This is a genomic window from Microbacterium gawkjiense, from assembly GCF_031932225.1.
Taxonomy (GTDB): domain Bacteria; phylum Actinomycetota; class Actinomycetes; order Actinomycetales; family Microbacteriaceae; genus Microbacterium; species Microbacterium gawkjiense.
Genome location: NZ_JAUZVV010000002.1, coordinates 727925 through 750725 on the forward strand (window position 1 = coordinate 727925; position 22801 = coordinate 750725).

Here is a 22801-nt window from a genome sequence, read left to right on the forward strand (position 1 = left end):
GGGCGACGCGGCGCGTCAGAACTGGATCCGCGGCGGCTCGGCGATCGCCGCACCGTCGACCACTTCGAAGAACTCCCGCTCGCCGAATCCGAGCCGTCGGGCGAAGAGGTTGTTCGGGAAGACCTTGATCTTCGTGTTCAGCTCGCGGACGCCGCCGTTGTAGAACCGGCGGGACGCCTGGATCTTGTCCTCGGTGTCGACCACGGCCTGCTGCAGCTGCAGGAAGTTCTGGCTCGCCTGGAGCTGCGGGTAGGCCTCGGCGACGGCGAACAGCGACTTCAGCGCCTGCTGCATGTGGCCTTCGGCGACGCCCGCATCGGCGGGGGTGGTCGCGGTCAGGGTCTCGGCACGTGCCTGAGTGACGTTCTCGAAGACCGCCTTCTCGTGCGCCGCGTAGCCCTTGACGGTCTCGATCAGGTTGGGCAGGAGGTCCGCGCGGCGCTTGAGCTGCACCGTGATGTCGCTCCACGCCTCATCGACCCGCACGTTCAGGGCGACGAGCGAGTTGTAGGTGGCCCAGAGGTAGACGCCGACGATGACGAGGAGGGCGACGACGACGAGGACCGGGATGAGGATTTCCATGAGTCTCCGATCGATTGCCTGATCATCCTAACGAGGCCGACCCGGTGGATGCGGGCGCCCGGCCGCAGTTCCCAGGCGTTGCACACGGGGTGCGACTTGTAGTGTCGGTGGGGTGACGGGTCTGCGCACGCATCGGTACCTCCGACTCGCCCTCGTCGGCATCGTCGTGGCCCTGGCGGCATCCGTCCTCATCGAGCTGATACGCAGTGGCGGGCGGCCCCTCCCGTCCATCAGCGACTACTACTACTCCCCCGCGGGCGGCGTCTTCGTCGGCGCGCTGACCGCTGCCGGCGTCGCCCTGCTGGTCCTCTCTGGCCGCGACACGGAGTCCATGCTCCTCGACATCGCCGCCGTGTTCGCCCCGCTGATCGCCATCGTCCCCACCGGCTACCGCGGTGAGCCGTCCGTCCCGTCGGAGGTCCTGCCCACCGTCCGGAACGGGGTCGGCGTGTACCTGACGATGGTGACGATCCTCGTCGCCCTGGGCATCGTCCTGGCGGCACGCGGGGACCTGGCCTGGCGACGGGTGGCGATCGTCGGGGGCACCGCGTCCGCGGTCGTCATCGCTCTCGCGACCCTCGCATTCGCCCCGGGCCCTGCGGCTGTGTTCCCGTTTCCCGGTGGGATCAACCTTCACCTGGTCGCGACGGTCTGCTTCTTCGCGATGTTCGCGGCGGTCCCCTGGGTGACGTCCTTCGGCGAGGATCCCCCTGCGGCGGGGTATCGCCGCGTCTACCTCGCGGTGTCCGTCGTCATCGCGGCGGCCCTCGTCACGACGGTCGGCGCGGCGATCGCGAATCCGGACACGGTGGGCGTGCTGATCGGCGAAGCGGTCGCCCTGGGCGCGTTCGCCGCGTACTGGACGGCGCAGACTATCGAACGATGGCGGGATGCGGACCCGCCCAGCATCCTGCCGCGCTGACCGGATGGCCGTGCCCCCGCTGGGACTCGAACCCAGACTGAAGCGATTTTAAGTCGCCTGCCTCTGCCATTGGGCTACGGGGGCCTCCGTCAGGGTATCCCGGAACACCAGAAGACCCCCGCCCCGGCGGAAGCCGGAACGGGGGTCTCACGGACGCGTGGTCAGCTCGCGGCGACCTTGCCGGTCTTCTCCGCGGCGACCGTCTTCGGGTCGATCGCGGGGGTCTCGGGGGCGGCCGGACGCGGACGCGCAGCGAACTCCTCGAAGACGTACCGGGGGTTCTGCAGCGTCTCCATCGAGACGTTGTCGCGGCCGAGCCAGAAGTTCTGCCACCAGTCGCCGACGACGCGGAACTTGCGCTCGAAGGTCGGCATGGCGAGACCGTGGTACCCGCGGTGCGCGATCCAGGCGAAGAAGCCCTTGATGGCGATCTTGCCGGACTGGAAGACACCGTTGTAGAGACCCAGGCCCGCGACGGCGCCGAGGTTCTTGTGGAAGTACTCCTTCGGCTCCTCGCCGCGCAGGACGGCCACGATGTTCTTGGCGAGCAGCTTGCCCTGACGGACCGCGTGCTGGGCGTTGGGGACGCAGAACCCGCCGACACCGCCGCCGGAGAGGTCCGGGACGGCGGAGACGTCACCGGCGGCCCAGGCGCCCTCGACGACCTCTTCGGGCGTGCCCACCCGCAGGTCGGCGCGCGTGCGCAGACGGCCCCGCTCCTCCACGGGCAGGTCGCTGCCGCGGACGACGGTGGGGTTCGCCATGACACCGGCGGTCCAGATGATCACATCGGTCGGGATGACCTGGCCCGTCGAGAGCTCGACGTTGCCGTCGACGGCGCCCTTGACCTGGGTGTCGAGGTGGACGTTGGCGCCGCGCTTGGCGAGGTCCTTGAGGACCCACTCGCTCGTCTTGAGCGACACCTCGGGCATGATGCGCCCCATCGCCTCGATGAGGTGGAAGTGCGTCTCCTCGAACGAGATCGTCGGGTAGTCCTTCAGCAGCGCGCTCGCGAAGGCGCGCGTCTCGGCGAGCACCTCGATGCCCGCGAAGCCGCCACCGACGACGACCACGGTGAGCAGACGGTCGCGCTCGGGCCCGGGAGGCAGGTTCGCCGCCCGGTCGAAGTTCGTGAGGATGCGGTCGCGGATCGCGACGGCCTCTTCGATCGTCTTCAGGCCGATCGCGTTCTCGGCGATGCCGGGGATCGGGAAGGTGCGCGAGACGGCGCCGGCGGTCACGACGATCTGGTCGTACTGCTCCTGCCACGGCTCGCCGACCTCGGGCGTGATCGTCGCCGTCTTGCTGGCGTGGTCGATGCCGGTGACCTTGGCGATGACGATGCGCGTGCGCTTCAGGTGGCGACGCAGACCGACCACGACGTGGCGGGCCTCGATGCCGCCCGCCGCGACCTCGGGGAGGAACGGCTGGTACGTCATGTACGGAAGCGGGTCGACGATCGTGACCTCGGCCTCACCCTTACGGAGGTGCTTCTCGAGCTTCCACGCGGTGTAGAAACCGGCGTAGCCGCCTCCGACGACCAGGATCTTGGGCACAGTGGTAGTCACAGTCGGAAGAACTCCTTGATTCAACGGCTCGGCGGTCGCGGGGTGCGCGCCGATCGGATGCGCCGGGCAGCAGCGGTGACCCCGAGCACGATCAGTATAGTCCCCAGGCTGACCACGATCAGCGGCACCGTTCCGTAGCGCAACGAATCGCTGCTGGGCAGGAGCGGCGATGCGGCCGAACTCGGCGGCTCGGCCTCGGGCAGCGGTGCCACCGTGTAGGGGGTCGGGGTCGGGCTCGTCTGCGGGGTCGATTCAGCCCGGCGGTAGAGCCGGATCCACTCGCGGAGGTCGCCCATCGGGTTCGCCGAGACCTTCGCCACCGGAGCGGAGACCGCCTTGGCCGCGTTGATGAGGCCGTACCCGTACAGCGGGTCGGGGACCTTCTTCGCGCGCTCGCTCGGCGTCGCGGTGGCGATGATCCGCTTGATCACGTTCGCGGCATCCAGGTCGGGGTGCGCGGACCGCACCAGGGCGGCGACTCCGGCGACGATGGGGGCCGCGCCGCTCGTGCCGTCCCAGATGACGAGGTCGCCGTTCGCGGAGACACCCAGCAGCTCCTCGCTCGGCGCGGAGATGCCGATGACAATGCCCTGCGTGGAGGCCGTTCGACTCGCTCGGCCCTCCCGGTCCACCCCGCCGACCGTCAGGACGCCCGGGATCGTCGCGGGGGCGCCGACCTCCTCGGTGCCGCTCTCGCGGTTGCCGGCGGCGACGACGACCACGACGTCGTGGTCGAACGCGTAGAGGAAGGCGTCGTCCCACGACCGGTCCCAATCGAGGGTGTTCGTCGTGAACGAGAGGTTGATGACGTCGGCGCCGTGATCGACCGCCCACCGGATCGCCTCGGCGACCTGATCGACGAACGGGACGCTCGCTGAGCTCCCGAAGCCGATCGAGAGCGACAGCAGGTCGGCCTCCGGGGCCACCCCGATCATGCCCTTGTCGGCCGCCGTCCCCCGGCCCGCGGCGAGGGAGGCGACCCAACTGCCGTGGTTGCGGTCGCTGTCACCCACGGGTGTGCGGCCGTCGGCCTTGCCCACCCCGGAGAAGTCGGCTCCCCCGACGACGGCGCCGTCGAGTTCCTTCGGCCCTTTGCCGATGCCCGTGTCGATGACGGCGATCGTCGTCCCGGCGCCCTTGGTCGTCTTCCAGGCGTCGGAGATCCCGTACTCCTTCAGCCAGTACTCCATGTTCCGCACCGGATCGACCGGCGGAGGCGTCGGCGACGGGCCGGGCGCGGCCGCCGTGAGCACCGCCGTGACGGCGATGACGGCGGCGGCGAGAAGGGCGCGGACTCCCCTCATCCGGTCACCCTCGGCGTCGCGCAGGTGCACCGCTGCGGCGACCACGACCCGCGCGCGAGGGCGATGTCGCCGATCGGGTTCACTCCGGGACCGGCGGCGAGCGAGTGCGCGGCGAGGGCGTGCAGGCACTTCACGCGGGTCGGCATCCCGCCCGCGGACACGCCGGCGATCTCGGGGACGGCACCGTGCACCTCGCGGTCGGCGAGATAGGCGTCGTGGGCGCGGGCGTAGGACGCCGCGAGCTCCTCGTCGGCGGCGAGGTCGTCGTTCAGCTCCCGCATCACCTGGGTCGCCTCGAGGGCCGACATGGCGGCCGTCGCCCCCGGATGGGTCAGGTAGTAGAACGTCGGGAACGGGGTACCGTCGGGCAGCCGCGGTTCGGTGGCCACCACCGTCGGATTGCCGCAGACGCACCGCGCCGCGATGCCGATCACGCCGCGCATGGGGCGCCCCAGCTGCTCACGCATGGTGTCGTGATCGGCGGCTGACGCGGGCGAGAGTGTCGGATGAGGCACCGGTCAAGGGTACCGGGCGACGCGCGTGAGAGCTGGGCGTCAGCCCGGGGCCACGGTCCCTGCGAGTCCCGCCTCGGTCACGGAGCGCAGGAACTGCGTCATCCAATCGCGCTGCGTCTCCTGGACGTCGTCGCTGACGGGGCGCTGCGCGGGCTCGATCAGGTCGGTGGGGAGGTCGTCCGCGACGAGGTACACGACCTCGCCGGGCCGCCGATAGTACAGCCGCTCGCGGGCCTGGGCGACGATGTAGGCCTCGTCGCGCCAGCGTTCGCGCTCGCTCGTCAGCTGGGTGATCTCGTCCTTCGTGGCCTGGACGTCGTGAGTGAGCGCCGCGATCTGCTGCCGCTGGTCGACGTAGGTGCCGATCGTCGGGACGAGGACGAACGCCGCGAGCACGACGAGCCCGAGCATGATCCCCATGAACCCCGACATCCGGATGCCGCCGACCCAGTCGCGGACATCGACGCGTCGACCCGATCGGGGCGTGCGATCCTCGCCGCGCGGGGCCCGGGACGCACGGGAAGGGGGAGCCGATGGTCGGTCCACGGCTCCCCCTTCTCGTCGGTGTCTGTGCGGTGCGCGTCAGGCGGTGAAACGCGGGAACGCGGCGGCGCCGATGAACTCCGCAGCCTCGCCCAGGTCTTCCTCGATGCGCAGAAGCTGATTGTACTTCGCGACGCGCTCGCTCCGAGCGGGCGCGCCCGACTTGATCTGACCCGAGTTGACGGCGACGGCGAGGTCGGCGATCGTCGTGTCCTCGGTCTCACCCGAGCGGTGCGAGAGCATCGTGGTGTAGCCGGCGCGGTGCGCGACGTCGATCGCGTCGAGCGTCTCGCTGAGCGTGCCGATCTGGTTCACCTTGACCAGGAGCGAGTTCGCCGCTCCGCGCTTGATGCCGTCGGCCAGGCGCTGCGGGTTGGTGACGAAGAGGTCGTCGCCGACGAGCTGCACCTTCTTGCCCAGGCGCTCGGTGAGGGCGGTCCAGTTCTCCCAGTCGTCCTCGGCGAGGGCGTCCTCGATCGTCACGATGGGGAACGAGTCGACCAGGTCGGCGTAGTAGTCGGTGAGCTGCTCGGCGGTCCAGTCCTTGTTCTCGAGGCGGTAGACGCCGTCGTTGAAGAACTCGGTCGCGGCCACGTCGAGGCCCAGGGCGATCTGCGAACCGGGGGTGAAGCCGGCCTTCTCGATCGCCTTGACGAGGAAGTCGAGGCCCTCGCGGTTGCTGGGGAGGTCGGGGGCGAACCCGCCCTCGTCACCCAGGCCCGTCGCGTAGCCGGCGGCCTGCAGCTCCTTCTTCAGGACCTGGTAGACCTCGGCGCCCCAGCGCAGCGACTCGGAGAAGCTCTCGGCGCCGATCGGGGCGAGGAAGAACTCCTGCATGTCGATGCCGTTGTCGGCGTGCTCGCCGCCGTTGATGACGTTGAACAGCGGAACGGGCAGGACGCGCGCGTTCGGTCCGCCGAGGTAGCGGTACAGCGGGAGGTCGGCGCTGTCGGCGGCGGCCTTCGCGACGGCCAGCGAGACACCGAGGATGGCGTTCGCACCGGTGCGCGACTTGTTCTCGGTGCCGTCGGTCTGGATCAGGACCTCGTCGATGAGGCGCTGCTCGCTGGCCTCGAGGCCCTCGATGGCGGGGCCGAGCTCGTCGATGACGGCGTTCACGGCCTTGAGGACGCCCTTGCCGCCGTACCGGCTCTTGTCACCGTCACGGAGCTCGTACGCCTCGAAGGCGCCGGTGGATGCGCCGGAGGGGACGGCTGCGCGCTGGACGATGCCGTCGTCGAGCAGGACCTCCACCTCGACGGTCGGGTTGCCGCGCGAGTCCAGGATCTCGCGTGCGCCTACTGCCTCGATCAATGCCACGGGGGTTTCTCCTTGCTTGTGGAGGATGGAACGGGAGCGTCGTCGGTCCGCCCCCGAGTCTAGTGAGGCGCGGGATGCCGCACAGGACCCGCCGTCACACGACGAGCGCGATCGCGATGCCGTCCCACCCCTTGCGGTCGAGGGTCTGCAGCGCGGTGGCCTCGAACCGGGGGTCGTCGCGGAGCATCGCGAGACCGGCGCGGACGCCGTCGACCTGGGCCCCGGCATCCGTCTCCACCACATGCCCGGAGCGGACGACGTTGTCGACGACGACCACCGTGCCGGGGCGCCCGAGGCGCGCTGCCCAGTCGAGGTAGACGATGTTCGACTCCTTGTCGGCGTCGATGAAGACGAGGTCGAACGGCTCGCCGCCCTCCAGGGCCGGCAGGACGTCCGCCCCGCGCCCCTCGCGCACCTCCACCCGCTCGGCGACCCCGGCGCGCTCGAGGTTGCGTCGGGCCACGGCGGCGTTGTGAGGCTCGGCCTCGATCGAGACGACGCGCCCCTCGGCGGGGAGCGCGCGGGCGAGCCAGATGGTCGAGTAGGCGCCGAGGGTCCCGATCTCGAGCACGCGCCGCGCCCCCGTCATGCGCGCGAGGAGGTGCAGCAGCTTTCCCGACAGCGGCGCGACCTCGATTTCGGGGAGCCCCTCCTCGGCGAGCGAGGCGATCGAGGCGGCGAGCGCGTCGTCGTGGGCGATGAGGGTCGACGTCAGGTAGTCGTCGACATCGTCCCAGCGAGCGGGGACCGGATCGTACGGGTGTGGATGCGCCATGCCGCCACTCAATCGCCCCGGCGCGCCGACGTCAACGCGGCGTAGGCGCTCAGCAGGCCCGCCGCGGTCGCGGCGTCGTCGACCGTGACCGTGAGGGTGCGGCCGTCGCGGCGGCGCACCAGGAGCCCCTCGCCCGCGCGCAGCACGACGCCCTGACGCCCGCCGCCGGGCCAGCGGATGCCCCACCCGCCGAACTCCCCGAACGGCGAGACCTGGACGACCTCCGCCGAGACGATGTCCTGCGTCGGGACGTGCACACGCGGCCATCCCGCCGCGGAGACGGCGGTCAGGCCGTCCGGGTCGACGCGCACGTGGAAGCGCAGGGTCGTGGCGACGACGACGAACAGCACGACGACGACCAGACCGGAGATGATCGCCGTGACGAGGTCGCCGAAGAAGACGACGGGCAGGACGGCGAGGCTTCCGATCGCGAACGCGATCCACAGGACCACGGCTCCCCCGCGGGCGAGGGTGACCCCCTGCATCCAGACGACCCGCTCCCCCGCGCGGACCGGCACCTCGGCGGCCGGCATCGTCGGGGTCGGATGCCACGGGACGCGGGGTTGCACGGCCCACCCGATCCATCCCGCGGCAGCGGCGGCGAGGAGCACGCCCGGCAGGAGCAGCACGGGGAAAGCGGCGTCCGCATCCGTCCGTCCGACCTGGATGCCGAGGGTCGCGACGCCGAGGCCACCGATGAGCACGGCGAGTCCGAACGCGACGGCTCCCAGGAGGCGGTAGGCGAAGCCGTGGTCGCCGCGGCGCAGCCCGCCCACGCTGGCTCCGAAGAGGGTCGCGGGAAGCCCGAGGCCGAGGATCGCGGTGACGAGCGGGACGGTCCAGGCGGGCGCGAAGCCGTCGGGCTCCCCCGTCCACCCCCAGTGGGTCGCGACGACCGCGGGCACCGCCGGGAGGAGCAGCACCTGCGCGACGACCGCGACGAGGATCACCACGGCGGGGAGCAGCAGGGCGACGAGGGTGAACCGGCGGCGGACGACGGTCAGGGTGTCAGTGGTCACGAGCAGCCTCCTTGACGAGAGCGGACAGGGTGTCGGGCGAGACGCCCAGGGCACGGGATTTATCGACCAGGGCCGCGATCTCGGCTCGCAGGCCCGCGAGGGCGGCCCCGGCCGGGGTGACCACGGCGCCGCGGCCGCGGCGGAGGTCGATGAGGCCTTCGTCGCGGAGGTCCTGATAGGCGTGCAGCACCGTGTGGAGGTTCACCTGCAGCGCCTCGGCGACTTCGCGTGCGGCGGGGAGTCGCTCCCCTGCCCCGAGACGGCCGCCGGTGATCTCGGCGCGGAGCCCGGCCGCGATCTGCGCGAACAGCGGAACGGTGCTCTGTGGGTCGACCCGGATCAACATACGGTAATTATAGCGCAACTATAACTACTTGGGTGTTCGCCCCACTCCGGTACGCTCGCGCCGTGTCCTCCCCTGTTCTGGCGCGCCGCCTCGGTCTGGGCGACGCCGTCGTCATCGGTCTCGGCTCGATGATCGGCGCGGGCGTCTTCGCCGCCTTCCCGCCCGCGGCGGCCGTCGCCGGCCCCGGGCTGCTCGTCGGACTGGCGCTGGCCGCCGTCATCGCGTTCGGCAACGCGACCTCGACCGCGCAGCTCGCGGCCGTCCATCCGACCTCCGGCGGCGTGTACGCCTACGGGCGCGCGGAACTGGGGCCGTGGTGGGGCTTCCTCGCCGGCTGGGGCTTCGTCATCGGGAAGACGGCCAGCTGCGCCGCGATGGCGCTGACCTTCGCGGCCTACGTCGCGCCCGCGGGGTGGGAACGACCCGTCGCCGCCGGCGCCGCCCTCGCGCTCGGCGCCGTGAACCTCTTCGGGATCACGCGGACGGCGCAGCTGACACGCGTGCTCGTCACGGTCGTCCTGATCGTGCTGACCGTCGTCGCCGTGGCGGGCTTCACGGCACCGAGCGCGCCCGGTCCCCTCTGGGGTGACGGGATCGCCGGGTCCGGCCCCCTCGGCATCCTGCAGGCGGCGGGCCTGCTGTTCTTCGCGTTCGCCGGCTACGCCCGCATCGCCACCCTCGGCGAGGAGGTGCGCGACCCCGCCCGCACGATCCCCCGGGCGGTCGTGCTCGCCTTCTGTGGCGCCCTCGTCGTGTACGCGGTCATCGGTGTCGTCGCCCTCCGCGCCCTCGGACCCGACGCGCTCGCCGCGTCCACCGCGCCGCTCGTGGCCACCGTCGAGGCCGCAGGGTGGGATGGCGCGGCTCCGGTCGTCCGGATCGGTGCCGCCGCGGCATCCCTCGGCGCCCTGCTCGCCCTCATCGCCGGCGTCGGACGGACCACCTTCGCGATGGCGCGGGAGGGAGACCTTCCCCGGATCCTCGCCGCCGTGGACGCGCGTCACCGGGTGCCGCGGAACGCCGAGGTCGCGGTCGTCCTGATCGTCGTCGCCGTCATCGCGCTCGGCGACATCCGGGGCGCGATCGGCTTCTCGTCGTTCGGCGTGCTGCTCTACTACGCGGTCGCCAACCTCGCTGCGTTCCGCCAGCGGGGCACGGCCCGCCGGTACCCGCGATTCCTGCAGCTCGTCGGCGGCGTCGGGTGCGTCGTCCTCGTCGTCACCCTGCCGTGGCCGTCGGTGCCGATCGGGGTCGGGGTGCTGCTGGCGGGATGCGTCTACCGGTTGCTGCGTCTGCGCCGCCGCGCGTGATCGCGTCGCGCACGACGGGCAGGAGCGCCTCGGCCGTTCGCCGGTAGCCCAGCGCGCTCGGGTGGAACCGATCGAGGCTGAACATGCCGTCGGGGTCGATCCGGAAGAACGGACCTACCGCGCGACGCAGCGACACCACGCCGGCGCCCTCGGCGCGCGCCCGGTCGGCCTGGGCCGTGGCGAGCTGCTGCGACGCACGGGAGCCGATGCTGCGCAGCGGCTGCGGCACGGCGCGGAGGGCGCCCAGGTCGGGGCACGTGCCGACCACGACGGCGGTGCCGACTGCGCGCAGTCGGCGGATCGCCTCCGCGAGGTGGGCCGCCGCCACGGCGACCGGCACCCGGTGCGTCACGTCGTTGCCGCCGACGATGATGACGGCGGCATCCGCACGGTAGTCCGCCGGGAGCGCGTCGATCTGGCCGGCGAGGTCGGCCGATTCCGCACCGACGACCGCCCCCGTCCGCAGCCGCACGGGCCGGTCGAGCTCCCCCGCGAGACCTTTCGCGAGGCGTCCCCCGAGCGTCTCCTTGCGGTGCTGAGCCCCGAGACCCGTCGCGATCGAATCGCCGAGCAGCAGCAGCTCGAGCGGCGTGCCCCCGAGTCCGGCCCGCCAGACCCGGTCGGCGGTCGGGGCGGCGTCGCCGAGCGGCTTGCCGATCCGCCGCCGCGCGATCGCCGCCTGCCGCGCGAGCGCGACCCGGGTGCCAAGGACGACGGCGCCGACGACCACGAGGGCGGCGGCAACGGCGACGGGGAACGGAGTCCGAGCAGAACGTGGCACCACCGCATCTCACACCGCCCCGGTGAACGACGGGCGACGTCGCGGTGACGTGCGCGATCAGGTGCTGGCGGGCGAACGGAGGGAGTCCACCGCGGCGGCGATCCGCTTCTCGCGGGTCTCCGACTTCTTCGCGTCGACGACGGAACGAGCGACCTCCTTGCGGCGCGACGGCGCGAGCGCATCGAACGCGGCGCGCACCTGCGGTTCCGCGTCGAGGGCGGCCGCGAGGTCGTCCGGAACGTCGACTTCCCGCTCGTCGGTGTCGAGATCGATGGTCGCCTCGACCTCGTCCCCGATCTCGACCCCCAGCTCGGCGCGCGCCGCCTTCGACATACCGATCAGGTTGCGCCCGCCCATCACACCGAGACGCAGGCGCGCGGTGCGCCCCGCGATCGTCACCCGGACCGCGGCCCGCTTGCCGCCGCCGAGGGCCTCGACCTGTTCGTCTGTCAACTCGATCGCGGTGGCGGGGCCGTTCTTCGGCAGCACGGTGCGGACTGTGAGCGTCATGCGCGGAACGCTAGCAGCGCCGCGCAGCGCTGTCAGCCGAGCAGACGCAGCTCGATCGACGCGGACGGGGCGCCTGCGGACACGGTGCCGAAGGACGTGTACCCGTCGGCGGCGGACCGCTCCAACAGCCCCTTGAGGTTCTTCGTCCGCTGCTCGAGGCGCACACGCGCGCCCTGCGCGACGAAGAACGCCTTGTGGCCGGCGAGCTCGGCGAGGGGGACGTCGCGGTCGGCGATGAGGACGACGGCAGCGGATGCGGCATCCTCCCCCGCTCCGACGAGGTCCACGATCCGCTCGAACCCGATGGAGAAGCCCACCGCCGGCACGTCCTGGCCGAGGAAGCGGCCGATCATGCCGTCGTACCGGCCACCGCCGCCGAGCGAGTAGGAGACCGAGGGATGCGCGAGCTCGTAGATCGTGCCGGTGTAGTAGCCCATGCCGCGCACGAGGAACGGGTCGAAGTGCAGGGGCACGTCGGCGGTCCCCCGCGCGGCGGCGACCGCGTCGCCGATGCCGACCAGGTGGCCCACGATCTCGTCCGCAACGCCCTCGGGGAGCGCCTTGCGGATCTGCGCCTCGCCGAAGGGCAGGTACTCGCGCGTCTGCGGACGGTTCAGGAACGCCTCGAACGCGGTGACGGCGCCTTCGTCGGCGCCGCGGTCCCGCAGCTCGGCGACCACCCCGGCCGGCCCCACCTTGTCGAGCTTGTCGATCGTGATGAGGACGCCGGCGCGGTCCGCCTCGGCGAAACCGAAGGCGGCGAGCATCGCGTCGAGGGCGCGGCGGTCGTTGATGCGGATCGTGCCGCCCTCGAGACCGAGCGCCTCGAGGACGTCGAGGCTCGCCGTCAGCAGCTCGACCTCGGCCCGGGCCGTCGCGTCGCCGATGATGTCGATGTCGCACTGCACGAACTGGCGGTACCGCCCCTTCTGGGGCCGCTCCGCGCGCCACACCGGCGCGATCTGGATCGCGCGGAACACGGACGGCAGCTGTGCACGGTTGGTCGCATAGAACCGCGCCAGCGGCACGGTGAGGTCGTAGCGCAGACCCAGGTCGGACAGGGCCGCCGGGTCGTCGGCGGCCGCGCGGATGGCCTCGGCGTCGAGCCCGCGACGCAGGACGTTGAAGGCGAGCTTCTCGTTGTCGCCGCCGATCCCCGCATGGAGCCGCTCGTAGTCCTCGACGACGGGGGTCTCGATCTCGTCGAACCCGTGCGCCCGGTAGCGGTCGCGGATGACGGCGAGCACCCGCTCGCGGCGGGCTTTGTCGGCGGGGAGGAAGTCGCGCATGCCGCGCGGCGGATTCACGGAGGGCACGGTCCTAGTCTCTCAGACCGCGCTCCCGCGGCCGCGCCTGCAGGCCCCGGGGCGACTCAGCGGGACTCGGCCGCGCGGACGTCCTCGGCAAGCGCGCGCAGACGCTGCCGCAGGGCGCGCTCGGCATCCCAGCCGGCCTCCCTCGCCTGCGCGACCAGCGCCAGCAGCGCCTCGCCCAGCTCCGCCTCGTCGGCGGGCGACGGCGTCGGTGGCGGCGGTGGCGGTGTCACCCCGACCTGGGCGGCCTTCCCGAGCATCTTCTGCGCGAGGGCGAGCGAGGGCATGTGCATCGACACCCCGTCGAGGACGCTCGTGCGCGTGCGCTTCTCGGCCGCCTTCGCCGCGTTCCAGTGGATCAGCACCTCGTCGGGTGTCGTCGCGACGGCGGCGCCGAACACGTGGGGGTGGCGACGGATCATCTTCTCGGCGAGTGCCGCGGCGACGTCGTCGATGTCGAACGGATCCGTCTCGTCGCGCGAGGCGATCTCGGCGTGGAAGAGCACCTGCCACAGCAGGTCGCCGAGCTCCTCCTTGAGATCGGCGCGGGTGCCCGCTTCGACCGCGTCGACGAGCTCGGCGGCCTCCTCCTGCAGGTAGGGCACGAGGTCGGCGTGATCGATCCGCCGGGTCCAGACGCACCGGTCCCGCACGGCGCGCATCGTCTCCGCTGCCTCCCGCAGGTGGTCGCGGCGGGGTTCGCGGGGCTCGTCCATCATGACGGACACGATACGAGGGATGCCGCGGGCCGGGGTGATCGCCAGCGGCGATGGCCCGGCGAACCGCCGCGCGTAGGGTGGGACGGTGACCCCCGCTCCCACCGCCTCGGGTCCCACCGCACCCGCGCAGGCGACCCACGTCTCCCTCCTGACACTCAGCACCTTCGTCGTCGGCTCCATGATCGGCGCGGGGGTGTTCTCCCTCCCGGCGACCTTCGCCGAGTCGACCGGAGTCGCGGGCACGCTGATCGCCTGGGCGATCGCCGGCGGCGGCATGTTCATGCTCGCGCTCGTCTTCCAGCGGCTCGCGGTCCGCAGGCCCGACCTCGACGCGGGCATCTTCAGCTACGCGAAGGAGGGGTTCGGCAACTACGTCGGCTACTTCGCCGCATTCGGCTACTGGGCGAGCGCCTGCGTGGGCAACGTCTTCTACTGGGTCTTCATCACCGGCACCCTGGGTGCCGTCTTCCCCGCGCTCGGCGAGGGCAACACGCCGCTCGCGGTGGCGATCTCCTCCGCCGGCATCTGGCTCTTCTACGTCCTCATCCGTCGGGGCGTCCGCGAGGCTGCGGCGCTCAACCGGATCGTCACGATCGCGAAGACGGTGCCCATCGTCGTGTTCGTCGTGCTCTGCCTCACGGTCTTCGATCCCGCCGTGTTCGCCGCGAACTGGTCGGGCGACCCGGGCACCGGTCTCGGCGAGCAGATCCGGACGACGATGCTCGTGACGGTGTTCGTCTTCATCGGGATCGAGGGGGCGACCGTCAACTCGCGCCACGCGCGACGCCGATCGGATGTCGGACGCGCCACCGTCCTCGGCTTCCTGAGCGTGCTCGCCGTCTTCGCCTCGGTCACGGTGGTCTCGTACGGTGTCATCCCGCGTGCGGAGATCGCGGGGCTCCGACAGCCGTCGATGGGCGGCGTGCTCGAGGCCGCCGTGGGCGGCTGGGGGGCCGCGTTCATCGGGGTCGCGCTCGTCGTCGCGGTGCTCGGCGCCTACCTCGCCTGGACCCTCATGGCCGCCGAGGTGCTGCTGTCGGCGGCGCGCGCCGGCGACCTGCCCCGGTTCCTGCGGCGCACCAACGCGAAGGACACCCCCACCGGCGCCCTCACCCTCTCGTCCCTGCTCGCGCAGGCGATGCTCGTGGTCGTCCTGTTCGCGCAGAACGCCTTCGACGCGGCGCTCGAGCTCACGAGCGCGCTGGCTCTCATCCCGTTCTTCCTCTCCGCCGCGTTCGCGCTCAAGCTCGCCGTGCAGGACGGTCGGCGCGGCCGCCTCGGCGACGCCGTCGTCGCGGTGCTCGCAACGCTCTACACGCTGTACCTGCTGTGGGCCGCGGGGGCGACGTACCTGCTGCTGTGCCTGGTCATCATCGTCCCCGGCACGATCCTCTTCGTCATCGGCCGGCGCCAGCAGCGCGCGCGTGTGTTCACTCCCGCCGAAGCGGTGCTCTTCGGTCTCGCCGCCATCGGCGCGGTCGTCGCCGTCGTGCTCATCGCGCAGGGCGTCATCGCCGTGTGAGGGTAGCGGGCACCGGCATCCACCGTCACGCGGAAATTGTCGCTCGCAATCCTCGCTAACGTGAAACGGTGCACGAACCGACCCCCACCGAAGCCATCGACCTCGTCGGACGTTACGAAGCCGAGCAGGAGATCCCCGAGCGGATGCGCGCCGATGTGCGCACGCTCGGCGCGCTGCTCGGGCGCGTGCTGCGCGAGAGCGGTTCGCCCGGTCTGTTCGAGGACGTCGAGCGACTGCGCGTCGCGACCATCCAGGCGTACACCGACCCGACCCCCGAGGCGTTCGCGCGTGCGGCGTCCATCGCGGACGCGTTCACTCTGGAGCGCGCCGAGGAGGTCGCCCGCGCCTTCACCTGCTACTTCCACCTCGTGAACCTCGCCGAGGAGCACCAGCGCGTGCGAGTCCTCCGTGAGCGCAGCGGTCGTGGCGACACCCGCGACGCGGGCGACTCGATCGTCTCGGCGTACCGGCGGCTGTCCGAGGAGATCGGGCAGGAGGGTGCCCTCGAACGACTGCAGGGCCTGCGCTTCCACCCCGTCTTCACGGCGCACCCGACCGAGGCGCGACGCCGTGCCGTGTCGAACAGCATCCGTCGCCTCGCCGACCTGCTACGCGAACGGGATGCCGCGGAGGCCGACAGCCCCGACCGCCGCCGCGCCGAGCGTCGCATGCTCGAAGAGGTCGACACCCTCTGGCGCACCGCGCCGCTGCGCGCCGAGAAGCCGTCGCCGACCGACGAGGTGCGCGCCGTCATGGCGATCTTCGACGAGACGCTGTACACGTCGATCCCGCACGTCTACCGCCGCATCGACGACGTCCTGCAGGGGGAGGATGCCGGGGCCCGCCCGCCCCTCGTGCGCCCCTTCATGCGCATCGGCTCCTGGGTCGGCGGCGACCGCGACGGCAACCCGTTCGTGACGGCGAAGACCACGCGCAAGGCCGCCGCGATCGCGAGCGAGCACGTCCTGCTCGGACTCGAGCACACCGCGAACCGGGTGGGGCGCACGCTGACCCTCGACGCCGAGTCCACCCCGCCCACGCCGGAGCTCCTCGCACTGTGGCAGCGGCTGAAGGATGCCGATGAGGAGGCGGCGGCGGAGATCGCGAAGCGCTCCCCCAACGAGCCGTACCGCCGCATCATGCTGCTGCTCGCCCGCAAGATCGCCGCGACGCGCACCCGCAACGCCGACCTCGCCTACCGCGATCCCGAACATCTGCTCGCCGACCTGCGTGTCCTGCAGGATTCCCTCGTCGCGGCGCGCGCTCCGCGGCAGGCCTACGGACACCTGCAGCACCTCATCTGGCAGGTCGAGACCTTCGGGTTCCACCTCACCGAGCTCGAGGTGCGCCAGCACTCGGCCGTGCACGCCAAGGTGCTCGCCGAGCTCGAAGCGGGCGGTGCGCGCTCGGAGCTGACCGAGGAGGTGCTCGAGGTCTTCCGCACCATCGCGTTCCTGCAGGACCGGTACGGGCCGCGGGCCGCGGGCCGCTACATCGTCTCGTTCACGCAGTCCGCCGACGACCTCGCCGCCGTCCACACCCTCGCCCGGCACGCCGTGGGTCCCGACGGCACTCCCCCGGTGCTCGACGTCATCCCGCTGTTCGAGACGTTCGCAGACCTGCAGGCCGCCCCCGGGATCCTCGCCGAGATCGTCGACCACCCGGCGTTCGCGTCCCGGCTCGAGGCGACCGGTCGTCGGCTCGAGGTCATGCTCGGCTACTCCGATTCGTCGAAGGACGTCGGCCCCGTCGCCGCCAACCTCGCGCTGTACGAGGCGCAGGCGGAGATCTCGGCGTGGGCGGTCGAGCAGGGCATCGAGCTGACCCTGTTCCACGGCCGTGGCGGCGCCCTCGGGCGCGGTGGCGGACCGGCAAACTCCGCGATCCTCGCGCAGCCGCCCCACTCCGTCGACGGCCGGTTCAAGCTCACCGAGCAGGGCGAGGTCATCTTCGCCCGCTACGGCGACCCCGCGATCGCGATGCGCCACATCGACCAGGTCGCCGCCGCGACCCTCCTCGCCTCGGCCCCCTCGATCGAGGACCGCAACCGGTCCGCGGCCGAGCGCTACGCCTCGGTCGCGGCGACGATGGACGCGGCCTCGCGCGAGCGGTTCTTCTCCCTCGTGAAGGCGCCCGGCTTCGCGCCGTGGTTCGCCCAGGTGACCCCCATGGAGGAGATCGGGCTGCTCGCGCTCGGCTCGCGTCCGGCGCGCCGCGGCCTGTCGGTGGAGTCCCTCGCCGACCTGCGGGCGATCCCGTGGGTGTTCGCGTGGACGCAGGCCCGCATCAACCTCGCCGGCTGGTTCGGCCTCGGGACGGCGCTGGACGCCGTCGGCGACGAGGCCACGCTGCGGGGCGCGTACGAGGAATGGCCGCTGTTCCGGACCCTCATCGACAACGTCGCCATGAGCCTCGCCAAGACCGACGACCGCATCGCCCGTCACTATCTCGAGCTCGGCGACCGCGACGACCTCGCCACGCTCGTCCGCGACGAGATGACCCTCACCCGCGACTGGGTCGTGCGCCTCACCGGCGGCACCGAGCTGCTGTCCAACCGTCCCGTGCTGGGGCGCGCGGTGAAGATGCGCAGCCCCTACGTCGACGCGCTCTCGCTCCTGCAGCTGCGCGCGCTGCGCGGACTCCGCGAGACGCAGGCGGGCGGCCAGGTCGACCCCGACCTGCAGCGGCTGCTGCTGCTGTCGGTCTCGGGCGTCGCCGCGGGACTGCAGAACACCGGGTGAGCCCCGGCATCCCTCGACACGGCGCGTCCCGCCCCTGACGGTCCACCGTCGCGGGCGGGACGCGCCGTCTCAGGCGTCCGCGGTCTGGGCGACCGGGAGCGGGAAGATCTGATCGAGCAGCTGCGCCGTCCACGCGATGAGGTCGGCGTCGGCGAGCGGATCGCCCCCGGCGGTCGGCAACGGGACGACCATCGCCTCGCCGCCCGAGACGACCTTGGCCTTGGGGTGCAGGCGCTGCAGGCGCACGCGGATGGAGTCCGGGATGTGCGCCGGCGCGATGCGGAGGTTCGGTCCCATCGCGACGACGTCCGACAGGCCCGACTGCGCGGCGCGGCGACGCAGCCGCGCGATCGAGATGAGGCCCTCGACCTCGGCGGGCGGGGCGCCGTAGCGGTCGGTGAGCTCCTCGAGCACGAGGCCGATGGCGTCGTCCGCCGCGGTGACGGATGCCGCGGCCGACAGCTTCTGGTACGCCTCGAGACGCAGCCGCTCGCTGTCGATGTACGACTCGGGAATGCGCGCCTGCACGGGGAGCTCGAGCCGGAGCTCGGTCGGCCCCTCGGTGTCCTCGCCGCGGAAGGTCGCGACCGCCTCGCCGATCATCCGCAGGTACAGGTCGAATCCGACGCCGGCGATGTGCCCCGCCTGCTCGGCGCCGAGCAGGTTTCCCGCGCCGCGGATCTCGAGGTCCTTCAGGGCGACCTGCATGCCCGAGCCGAGGTCGTTGTTGACGGCGATCGTCTCGAGGCGGTCGGCGGCGGTCTCGCTCAGGGGCTTGTTCTCGTCGTAGAGGAAGTACGCGTACGCGCGCTCGCGGGCACGTCCGACGCGGCCGCGCAGCTGGTGCAGCTGCGAGAGCCCGTACTTGTCGGCGCGGTCGATGATCATCGTGTTCGCGTTCGCGATGTCGAGGCCGGTCTCGATGATCGTCGTCGAGACGAGGACGTCGGCGCGACGCTCCCAGAAGTCGTCGACGACCTGCTCGAGGGCGTGCTCGCCCATCTGGCCGTGGGCGACGGCGATGCGCGCCTCGGGAACCAGCTCGGCGAGCTGCGCGGCGACCCGCTGGATCGAGGACACGCGGTTGTGGACGAAGAACACCTGTCCCTCGCGCAGCAGCTCGCGTCGGATGGCGGCGGCGATCTGCTTGTCGCTGCGAGGACCGACGTAGGTGAGGATCGGATGCCGTTCCTCGGGCGGCGTCGCGAGCGTCGACATCTCGCGGATGCCGGTGACCGCCATCTCGAGCGTGCGCGGGATGGGGGTCGCGCTCATCGCGAGGATGTCGACGTTCGTCTTGAGCTTCTTCAGGGCGTCCTTGTGCTCGACGCCGAACCGCTGCTCCTCGTCGATGATCATGAGGCCGAGGTCCTTGAAGACGACCTTCTCGGTGAGGATGCGGTGCGTCCCGATGACCATGTCGATCGTGCCGTCGGCGAGCCCGGCGAGGGTGTCCTTGGCCTCCTTCGCCGTCTGGAAGCGCGAGAGCGGACGGACCTTGACGGGGAAGCCGGCGAAGCGCTCGGTGAACGTCTCGAGGTGCTGCTTGGCGAGGAGGGTCGTCGGCACGAGCATCGCGACCTGCTTTCCCTCCTGGATCGCTTTGAACGCGGCGCGCACGGCCACCTCGGTCTTGCCGAAGCCGACGTCGCCAGAGAGCAGGCGGTCCATGGGGATCGGCTTCTCCATGTCGGCCTTGATCTCGTCGATCGTCTGCAGCTGGTCGGGGGTCTCCGCGAACGGGAACGCCTCTTCGAGCTCGCGCTGCCACGGGGTGTCGGGACCGAACGCGTACCCCTTCGACGCCATCCGGGCCGAGTACAGCTTCACGAGCTCGACGGCGATGTCGCGGACGGCACGGCGCGCCTTGCCCTTGGCGGCGGCCCAATCCGACCCGCCCATCTTCGAGAGCTGCGGCGCCTCGCCGCCGACGTACCGCGACAGCAGGTCGAGCTGGTCGGTCGGGACGAAGAGCTTGTCGCCCGGGTGTCCGCGCTTGGACGGCGCGTACTCGAGCACGAGGTACTCGCGCTTGCTCTTGACCGCGTTGCGACCGCCCGAGGACACCTCCCGCTGCACGAGCTCGACGAACCGGCCGATGCCGTGGGTCGAGTGGACGACGTGATCGCCGGGCTTCAGCTGCAAGGGGTCGACGACGTTGCGTCGACGCGACGCGAGCTTCTTGACGACGCGCGAGTCGGCGCCGATCGTGCGTCCGTAGAAGTCGCTCTCGGTGAAGACGGCGAGCTTTGCGTCGGCGAAGAGGAATCCTGCTTCGAGGGTCGCGACGGTCGCGACCGCGATCCCCGCATCGGGGACGTCGGTCACCGCGTCGACCGCGCGCGCGGCGAGTCCGCGTTCGGCGAGGACGTCGCGCGAGCGGTCGACGAGGCCGGTTCCGGATGCCGCGACCACGACGCGCCAGCCCGCGCTCAGCAGGTTGCCGATGTGCTCCGTCGCGCCGTCGATGTTGCCCTGGAACGAGGGGACGGCAGAGGCGGGGATCCGAACCGCCGCATCCGCACGCTCGACGAGGCCCTCGGCGGCGGCATCCGACGCCCCCGAATCGAAGGTGCTGAGCGTCCACCACACGCCCTGACGGGAGGCGGAGGCCTCGCGCAGCTCGGGGAGGGTGAGGAAGTCGCCCGCGCCGAGGTCGACGGGGCTCTCGGCGCCGGCGGTCGCCGCGCTCCACGCGGCTTCGAGGAACTCGCGGTTCGTCTCGGCGAGCGTCATGGCGCGGGTGACGGCGCGCTCGGGGTCGACGACGGCCACCGCCGCGCCTTCGGGCAGGTAGTCCACGAGCGGAAGGACGGCGTCGGCGACGGCGGGCAGCAGCGACTCCATGCCTTCGACCGGGATGCCCTGGCTCATCTTCTCGAGCATGGTGCCGAGTCCCGGCATCCGATCCCGCAGGGCGGCGGCCCGCTCGCGGACGGCGTCGGTGAGGAGGAGCTCCCGGCTCGGGAGCAGGGTCACCTCGCGCACCTCGCCGGGCAGGGAGCGCTGATCGGCGACGGAGAAGGCGCGGATCTGATCGATCTCGTCGCCGAAGAAGTCCACCCGGTAGGGGTGGTCGGCGACGGGCGGGAACACATCGAGGATGCCGCCGCGGACGGCGAACTCGCCTCGTCGCGAGACCATGTCGACCCGGTGGTAGGCGAGGTCGACGAGTCGGTGGACGATGTCGTCGAGCTCCTGCCCGCGGGATCCGAGCTCGAGCCGGACGACACCGGCATCCGTCAATCCCGCCGCGATCGGCTGCAGCGCGCCACGGACGGACGCAGTGACTACGAGGGGGGTGCGACCGTCCCAGTCGGCCGCATCGCGGAGGACGCTCAGCCGCCGGCCGACGGTCTCGGCGCTGGGGCTGAGACGCTCGTGCGGCAGGGTCTCCCATGCCGGGAGGTGCCGGACGACGGCGTCGGGCAGGAGGCACTGCAGGGCCGCGCCGATGCTCTCGGCGCGCCGCCCCGTGGGGGCGACGAGCAGCAGGACGGGAGGCCGTCCCGACGCGGCGCGTCGCTCGAGGAGTCCGGCGAGCAGCGGAGCGTCGAGGCCCGTCACGGCCGAGAAGTCGACGTCCGATCCGGCGCCGTCGAGGGCCTCCCGGAAGCTGTCAGCCTGTTCGAGGGCGCGCACGATCCCGGGAATTGTCACCGGGGAAGTCTACGCGGCCCGTCGGACACCGGGGTCGGCGAGGCGGGCACGGTGCGGTGTGGGATCGAACATGGGTTCCCCTTCGGTCAAGTGGGCACGTGCGTTAGTTCGAACTCAAGGGTGGAGTCCTCGAATGGACCTCACCCCTCGGCAGGATCTACCGCGAAGACGCGCCCACCCCGGCCGTCGCCTTCACCCCTGCCGCACCACCACCACCGCCACCCGGGGCGACAGAACCCGCACCCTTCTGAGACAACCACGATTCCGGGATCGCGACACCCCTCCCGCCGAGTCGCCAGTCGCGCTCACGACACGTCAGCGTCGACCGCGCGGGCCTCACTCGCACTCTTCAACCGCGCCAGGTGATACCGCCACCCTGCCTCGTGTTCCGACTGCAGCGAGTCCGGAGTCCCCACACCCGAGAATCCCGACTCGGTCAGTCTCACCGACGTCGAATCGCCGTGACCGACGAGCTCGATCTCGACGTCGAGAGGGCCATCCCACCCGTCCTCCGACCAGCGGAAGCCGAGAACGTGCGGTTCCACGCAGTGGGTGACGCTTCCCGACGCGACGCCCTGACGCCCGTCTTCGACCCACGTCTCCACGAGCGGCGAACCGACAACCGCCTCGAAGCGCATCTCCGGCCACCACGCGCTCCGACCGACGGTGAGACACCGCCAGACATCCTCCACGGACGCACGGATCTCCGTCACCACCGTCAGCGAATCGCCAACCACGTGATCACACCATCGACCACTCAGGCGCGCGGCGCGTGATGGCGCTGCTGCGCGGCGAGCAGCCCCTCCTCGACGAGCTGCTCCACGGCATCCGCCGCATCCGCGATCGCGATGGGGAGGTTCGGGCGTTCCGCCGCACCGAACGGATCGAGCACCCAATCGGCGGGGTCCTGACGCCCCGGCGGACGCCCGATGCCGACCCGCACCCGCGGGAACTCCGGCGTGCCGAGCGCCTTCGCGACGTCACGGACGCCGTTGTGCCCACCGTGGCCGCCGCCGACCTTCAGTTTGAGGGAGTCGAAGGGGATGTCGAGTTCGTCGTGCACGATCACGACCCGCTCCGCCGGCACGCCGTAGAAGGCCGCGAGCGCGGACACCGGACCACCCGACACGTTCATGAACGAGTTGGGCTTGGCGAGCACCAGCTTCGGCCCCCCAGGACGCAGCCACGTCTCGGCCACCCGCGCGTTCGCCTTGTGCGCGCGCAACGACTCCGAGCGGCGCCGCGCGAGCTCGTCGATCACCATCTGCCCGACGTTGTGTCGCGTCGCCTCGTAGCGCGGACCCGGATTCCCGAGCCCCACGATCAACCAGGTGTCGGCCATGACCGTCCC

20 protein-coding genes and 1 tRNA gene are annotated in these 22801 nt (G+C 71.6%); 4 read left to right on the forward strand and 17 right to left on the reverse strand.

What is annotated here, in order from left to right:
- Positions 1 to 15: 15 nt before the first annotated feature.
- Complete coding sequence (locus tag Q9S71_RS11720; protein WP_064001751.1) at positions 16 to 582, reverse strand: LemA family protein; 567 nt, start codon at positions 580 to 582, stop codon at positions 16 to 18.
- A 112-nt stretch (positions 583 to 694) separates the two neighbouring features.
- Between Q9S71_RS11720 and Q9S71_RS11725 the strand changes: the two genes are divergently transcribed.
- Entirely contained in the window at positions 695 to 1504 is an 810-nt protein-coding gene (locus Q9S71_RS11725; RefSeq protein ID WP_311862500.1) for a hypothetical protein, read from the forward strand.
- A gap of 11 nt (positions 1505 to 1515) precedes the next feature.
- On the opposite strand, the gene Q9S71_RS11730 is transcribed toward Q9S71_RS11725, so the two are convergent.
- The 9 genes from Q9S71_RS11730 to Q9S71_RS11770 all read right to left on the reverse strand — a co-directional run bounded on the left by Q9S71_RS11730 (position 1516) and on the right by Q9S71_RS11770 (position 8894).
- Positions 1516 to 1588 (reverse strand) — tRNA-Leu (locus Q9S71_RS11730).
- Between the two features lie 77 nt (positions 1589 to 1665).
- Positions 1666 to 3060 (reverse strand): NAD(P)/FAD-dependent oxidoreductase, encoded by a 1395-nt coding sequence (locus Q9S71_RS11735; RefSeq protein ID WP_311863262.1) that lies wholly within the window; start codon positions 3058 to 3060, stop codon positions 1666 to 1668.
- Between the two features lie 32 nt (positions 3061 to 3092).
- On the reverse strand, positions 3093 to 4376 hold the full coding sequence (locus Q9S71_RS11740) for a S8 family serine peptidase (RefSeq protein WP_311862501.1): 1284 nt from the start codon (positions 4374 to 4376) through the stop codon (positions 3093 to 3095).
- The gene (locus Q9S71_RS11745) at positions 4373 to 4843 is read right to left on the reverse strand and encodes a DUF501 domain-containing protein (RefSeq protein ID WP_311863265.1); all 471 of its coding nucleotides are present in this window, start codon (positions 4841 to 4843) and stop codon (positions 4373 to 4375) included. The genes Q9S71_RS11740 and Q9S71_RS11745 overlap by 4 nt, the downstream gene beginning before the upstream one ends.
- A gap of 87 nt (positions 4844 to 4930) precedes the next feature.
- The gene (locus Q9S71_RS11750; protein ID WP_311862502.1) at positions 4931 to 5311 is read right to left on the reverse strand and encodes a septum formation initiator family protein; all 381 of its coding nucleotides are present in this window, start codon (positions 5309 to 5311) and stop codon (positions 4931 to 4933) included.
- Positions 5312 to 5473: 162 nt separating this feature from the next.
- Positions 5474 to 6754: a phosphopyruvate hydratase gene (gene eno / locus Q9S71_RS11755; RefSeq protein ID WP_217530374.1), complete on the reverse strand. Its 1281-nt coding sequence runs from the start codon at positions 6752 to 6754 to the stop codon at positions 5474 to 5476.
- Between the two features lie 94 nt (positions 6755 to 6848).
- Entirely contained in the window at positions 6849 to 7529 is a 681-nt protein-coding gene (locus Q9S71_RS11760; protein ID WP_311862504.1) for an O-methyltransferase, read from the reverse strand.
- An 8-nt stretch (positions 7530 to 7537) separates the two neighbouring features.
- On the reverse strand, positions 7538 to 8548 hold the full coding sequence (locus Q9S71_RS11765) for a DUF1648 domain-containing protein (protein ID WP_311862505.1): 1011 nt from the start codon (positions 8546 to 8548) through the stop codon (positions 7538 to 7540).
- Entirely contained in the window at positions 8538 to 8894 is a 357-nt protein-coding gene (locus Q9S71_RS11770; protein ID WP_253034014.1) for a GntR family transcriptional regulator, read from the reverse strand. The genes Q9S71_RS11765 and Q9S71_RS11770 overlap by 11 nt, the downstream gene beginning before the upstream one ends.
- Before the next feature lie 62 nt (positions 8895 to 8956).
- Between Q9S71_RS11770 and Q9S71_RS11775 the strand changes: the two genes are divergently transcribed.
- A complete protein-coding gene (locus tag Q9S71_RS11775; RefSeq protein ID WP_311862506.1) occupies positions 8957 to 10204 on the forward strand; it encodes an APC family permease in 1248 nt (415 codons plus the stop codon).
- Here Q9S71_RS11775 and Q9S71_RS11780 read toward each other — a convergent pair.
- From Q9S71_RS11780 to Q9S71_RS11795, 4 genes are all read right to left on the reverse strand, one after another.
- Positions 10113 to 10985: an SGNH/GDSL hydrolase family protein gene (locus Q9S71_RS11780; RefSeq protein WP_311862507.1), complete on the reverse strand. Its 873-nt coding sequence runs from the start codon at positions 10983 to 10985 to the stop codon at positions 10113 to 10115. The genes Q9S71_RS11775 and Q9S71_RS11780 overlap by 92 nt on opposite strands.
- Positions 10986 to 11042: 57 nt before the next feature.
- On the reverse strand, positions 11043 to 11495 hold the full coding sequence (locus Q9S71_RS11785) for a YdeI/OmpD-associated family protein (protein WP_064001742.1): 453 nt from the start codon (positions 11493 to 11495) through the stop codon (positions 11043 to 11045).
- 32 nt (positions 11496 to 11527) lie between these two features.
- Positions 11528 to 12784: a histidine--tRNA ligase gene (locus Q9S71_RS11790; RefSeq protein ID WP_311863270.1), complete on the reverse strand. Its 1257-nt coding sequence runs from the start codon at positions 12782 to 12784 to the stop codon at positions 11528 to 11530.
- Positions 12785 to 12867: 83 nt separating this feature from the next.
- Positions 12868 to 13527 carry a nucleoside triphosphate pyrophosphohydrolase gene (locus tag Q9S71_RS11795; RefSeq protein ID WP_311862509.1) on the reverse strand — a complete coding sequence of 220 codons (660 nt, stop codon included), beginning with the start codon at positions 13525 to 13527 and terminating at the stop codon, positions 12868 to 12870.
- An 85-nt stretch (positions 13528 to 13612) separates the two neighbouring features.
- On the opposite strand from Q9S71_RS11795, the gene Q9S71_RS11800 reads away from it, so the two are divergent.
- Both Q9S71_RS11800 and Q9S71_RS11805 read left to right on the forward strand, forming a co-directional pair.
- Complete coding sequence (locus Q9S71_RS11800; protein ID WP_311862510.1) at positions 13613 to 15049, forward strand: basic amino acid/polyamine antiporter; 1437 nt, start codon at positions 13613 to 13615, stop codon at positions 15047 to 15049.
- Between the two features lie 68 nt (positions 15050 to 15117).
- Positions 15118 to 17790: a phosphoenolpyruvate carboxylase gene (locus tag Q9S71_RS11805; RefSeq protein ID WP_311862511.1), complete on the forward strand. Its 2673-nt coding sequence runs from the start codon at positions 15118 to 15120 to the stop codon at positions 17788 to 17790.
- Positions 17791 to 17859: 69 nt separating this feature from the next.
- Here the strand turns inward: Q9S71_RS11805 and mfd are convergent, their stop codons facing one another.
- The 3 genes from mfd to pth all read right to left on the reverse strand — a co-directional run bounded on the left by mfd (position 17860) and on the right by pth (position 22792).
- Positions 17860 to 21450, reverse strand: a complete 3591-nt coding sequence (gene mfd / locus Q9S71_RS11810; RefSeq protein WP_311862512.1) for a transcription-repair coupling factor — start codon at positions 21448 to 21450, stop codon at positions 17860 to 17862.
- A gap of 305 nt (positions 21451 to 21755) precedes the next feature.
- Positions 21756 to 22187, reverse strand: a complete 432-nt coding sequence (locus tag Q9S71_RS11815; RefSeq protein ID WP_311862513.1) for an SRPBCC family protein — start codon at positions 22185 to 22187, stop codon at positions 21756 to 21758.
- 20 nt (positions 22188 to 22207) lie between these two features.
- Positions 22208 to 22792 (reverse strand): aminoacyl-tRNA hydrolase, encoded by a 585-nt coding sequence (gene pth / locus Q9S71_RS11820; protein ID WP_311862514.1) that lies wholly within the window; start codon positions 22790 to 22792, stop codon positions 22208 to 22210.
- Between the last annotated feature and the right edge of the window lie 9 nt (positions 22793 to 22801).

Coding starts and splice junctions, on each gene's coding strand:
- Q9S71_RS11720 (WP_064001751.1), bottom strand. CDS start 582: ATGGAAATCCTCATCCCGGTCCTCGTCGTCGTCGCCCTCCTCGTCATC.
- Q9S71_RS11740 (WP_311862501.1), bottom strand. CDS start 4,376: ATGAGGGGAGTCCGCGCCCTTCTCGCCGCCGCCGTCATCGCCGTCACG.
- Q9S71_RS11745 (WP_311863265.1), bottom strand. CDS start 4,843: ATGCGTGAGCAGCTGGGGCGCCCCATGCGCGGCGTGATCGGCATCGCG.
- Q9S71_RS11750 (WP_311862502.1), bottom strand. CDS start 5,311: ATGGGGATCATGCTCGGGCTCGTCGTGCTCGCGGCGTTCGTCCTCGTC.
- Q9S71_RS11760 (WP_311862504.1), bottom strand. CDS start 7,529: ATGGCGCATCCACACCCGTACGATCCGGTCCCCGCTCGCTGGGACGAT.
- Q9S71_RS11770 (WP_253034014.1), bottom strand. CDS start 8,894: ATGTTGATCCGGGTCGACCCACAGAGCACCGTTCCGCTGTTCGCGCAG.
- Q9S71_RS11785 (WP_064001742.1), bottom strand. CDS start 11,495: ATGACGCTCACAGTCCGCACCGTGCTGCCGAAGAACGGCCCCGCCACC.
- Q9S71_RS11790 (WP_311863270.1), bottom strand. CDS start 12,784: ATGCGCGACTTCCTCCCCGCCGACAAAGCCCGCCGCGAGCGGGTGCTC.
- Q9S71_RS11795 (WP_311862509.1), bottom strand. CDS start 13,527: ATGATGGACGAGCCCCGCGAACCCCGCCGCGACCACCTGCGGGAGGCA.
- pth (WP_311862514.1), bottom strand. CDS start 22,792: ATGGCCGACACCTGGTTGATCGTGGGGCTCGGGAATCCGGGTCCGCGC.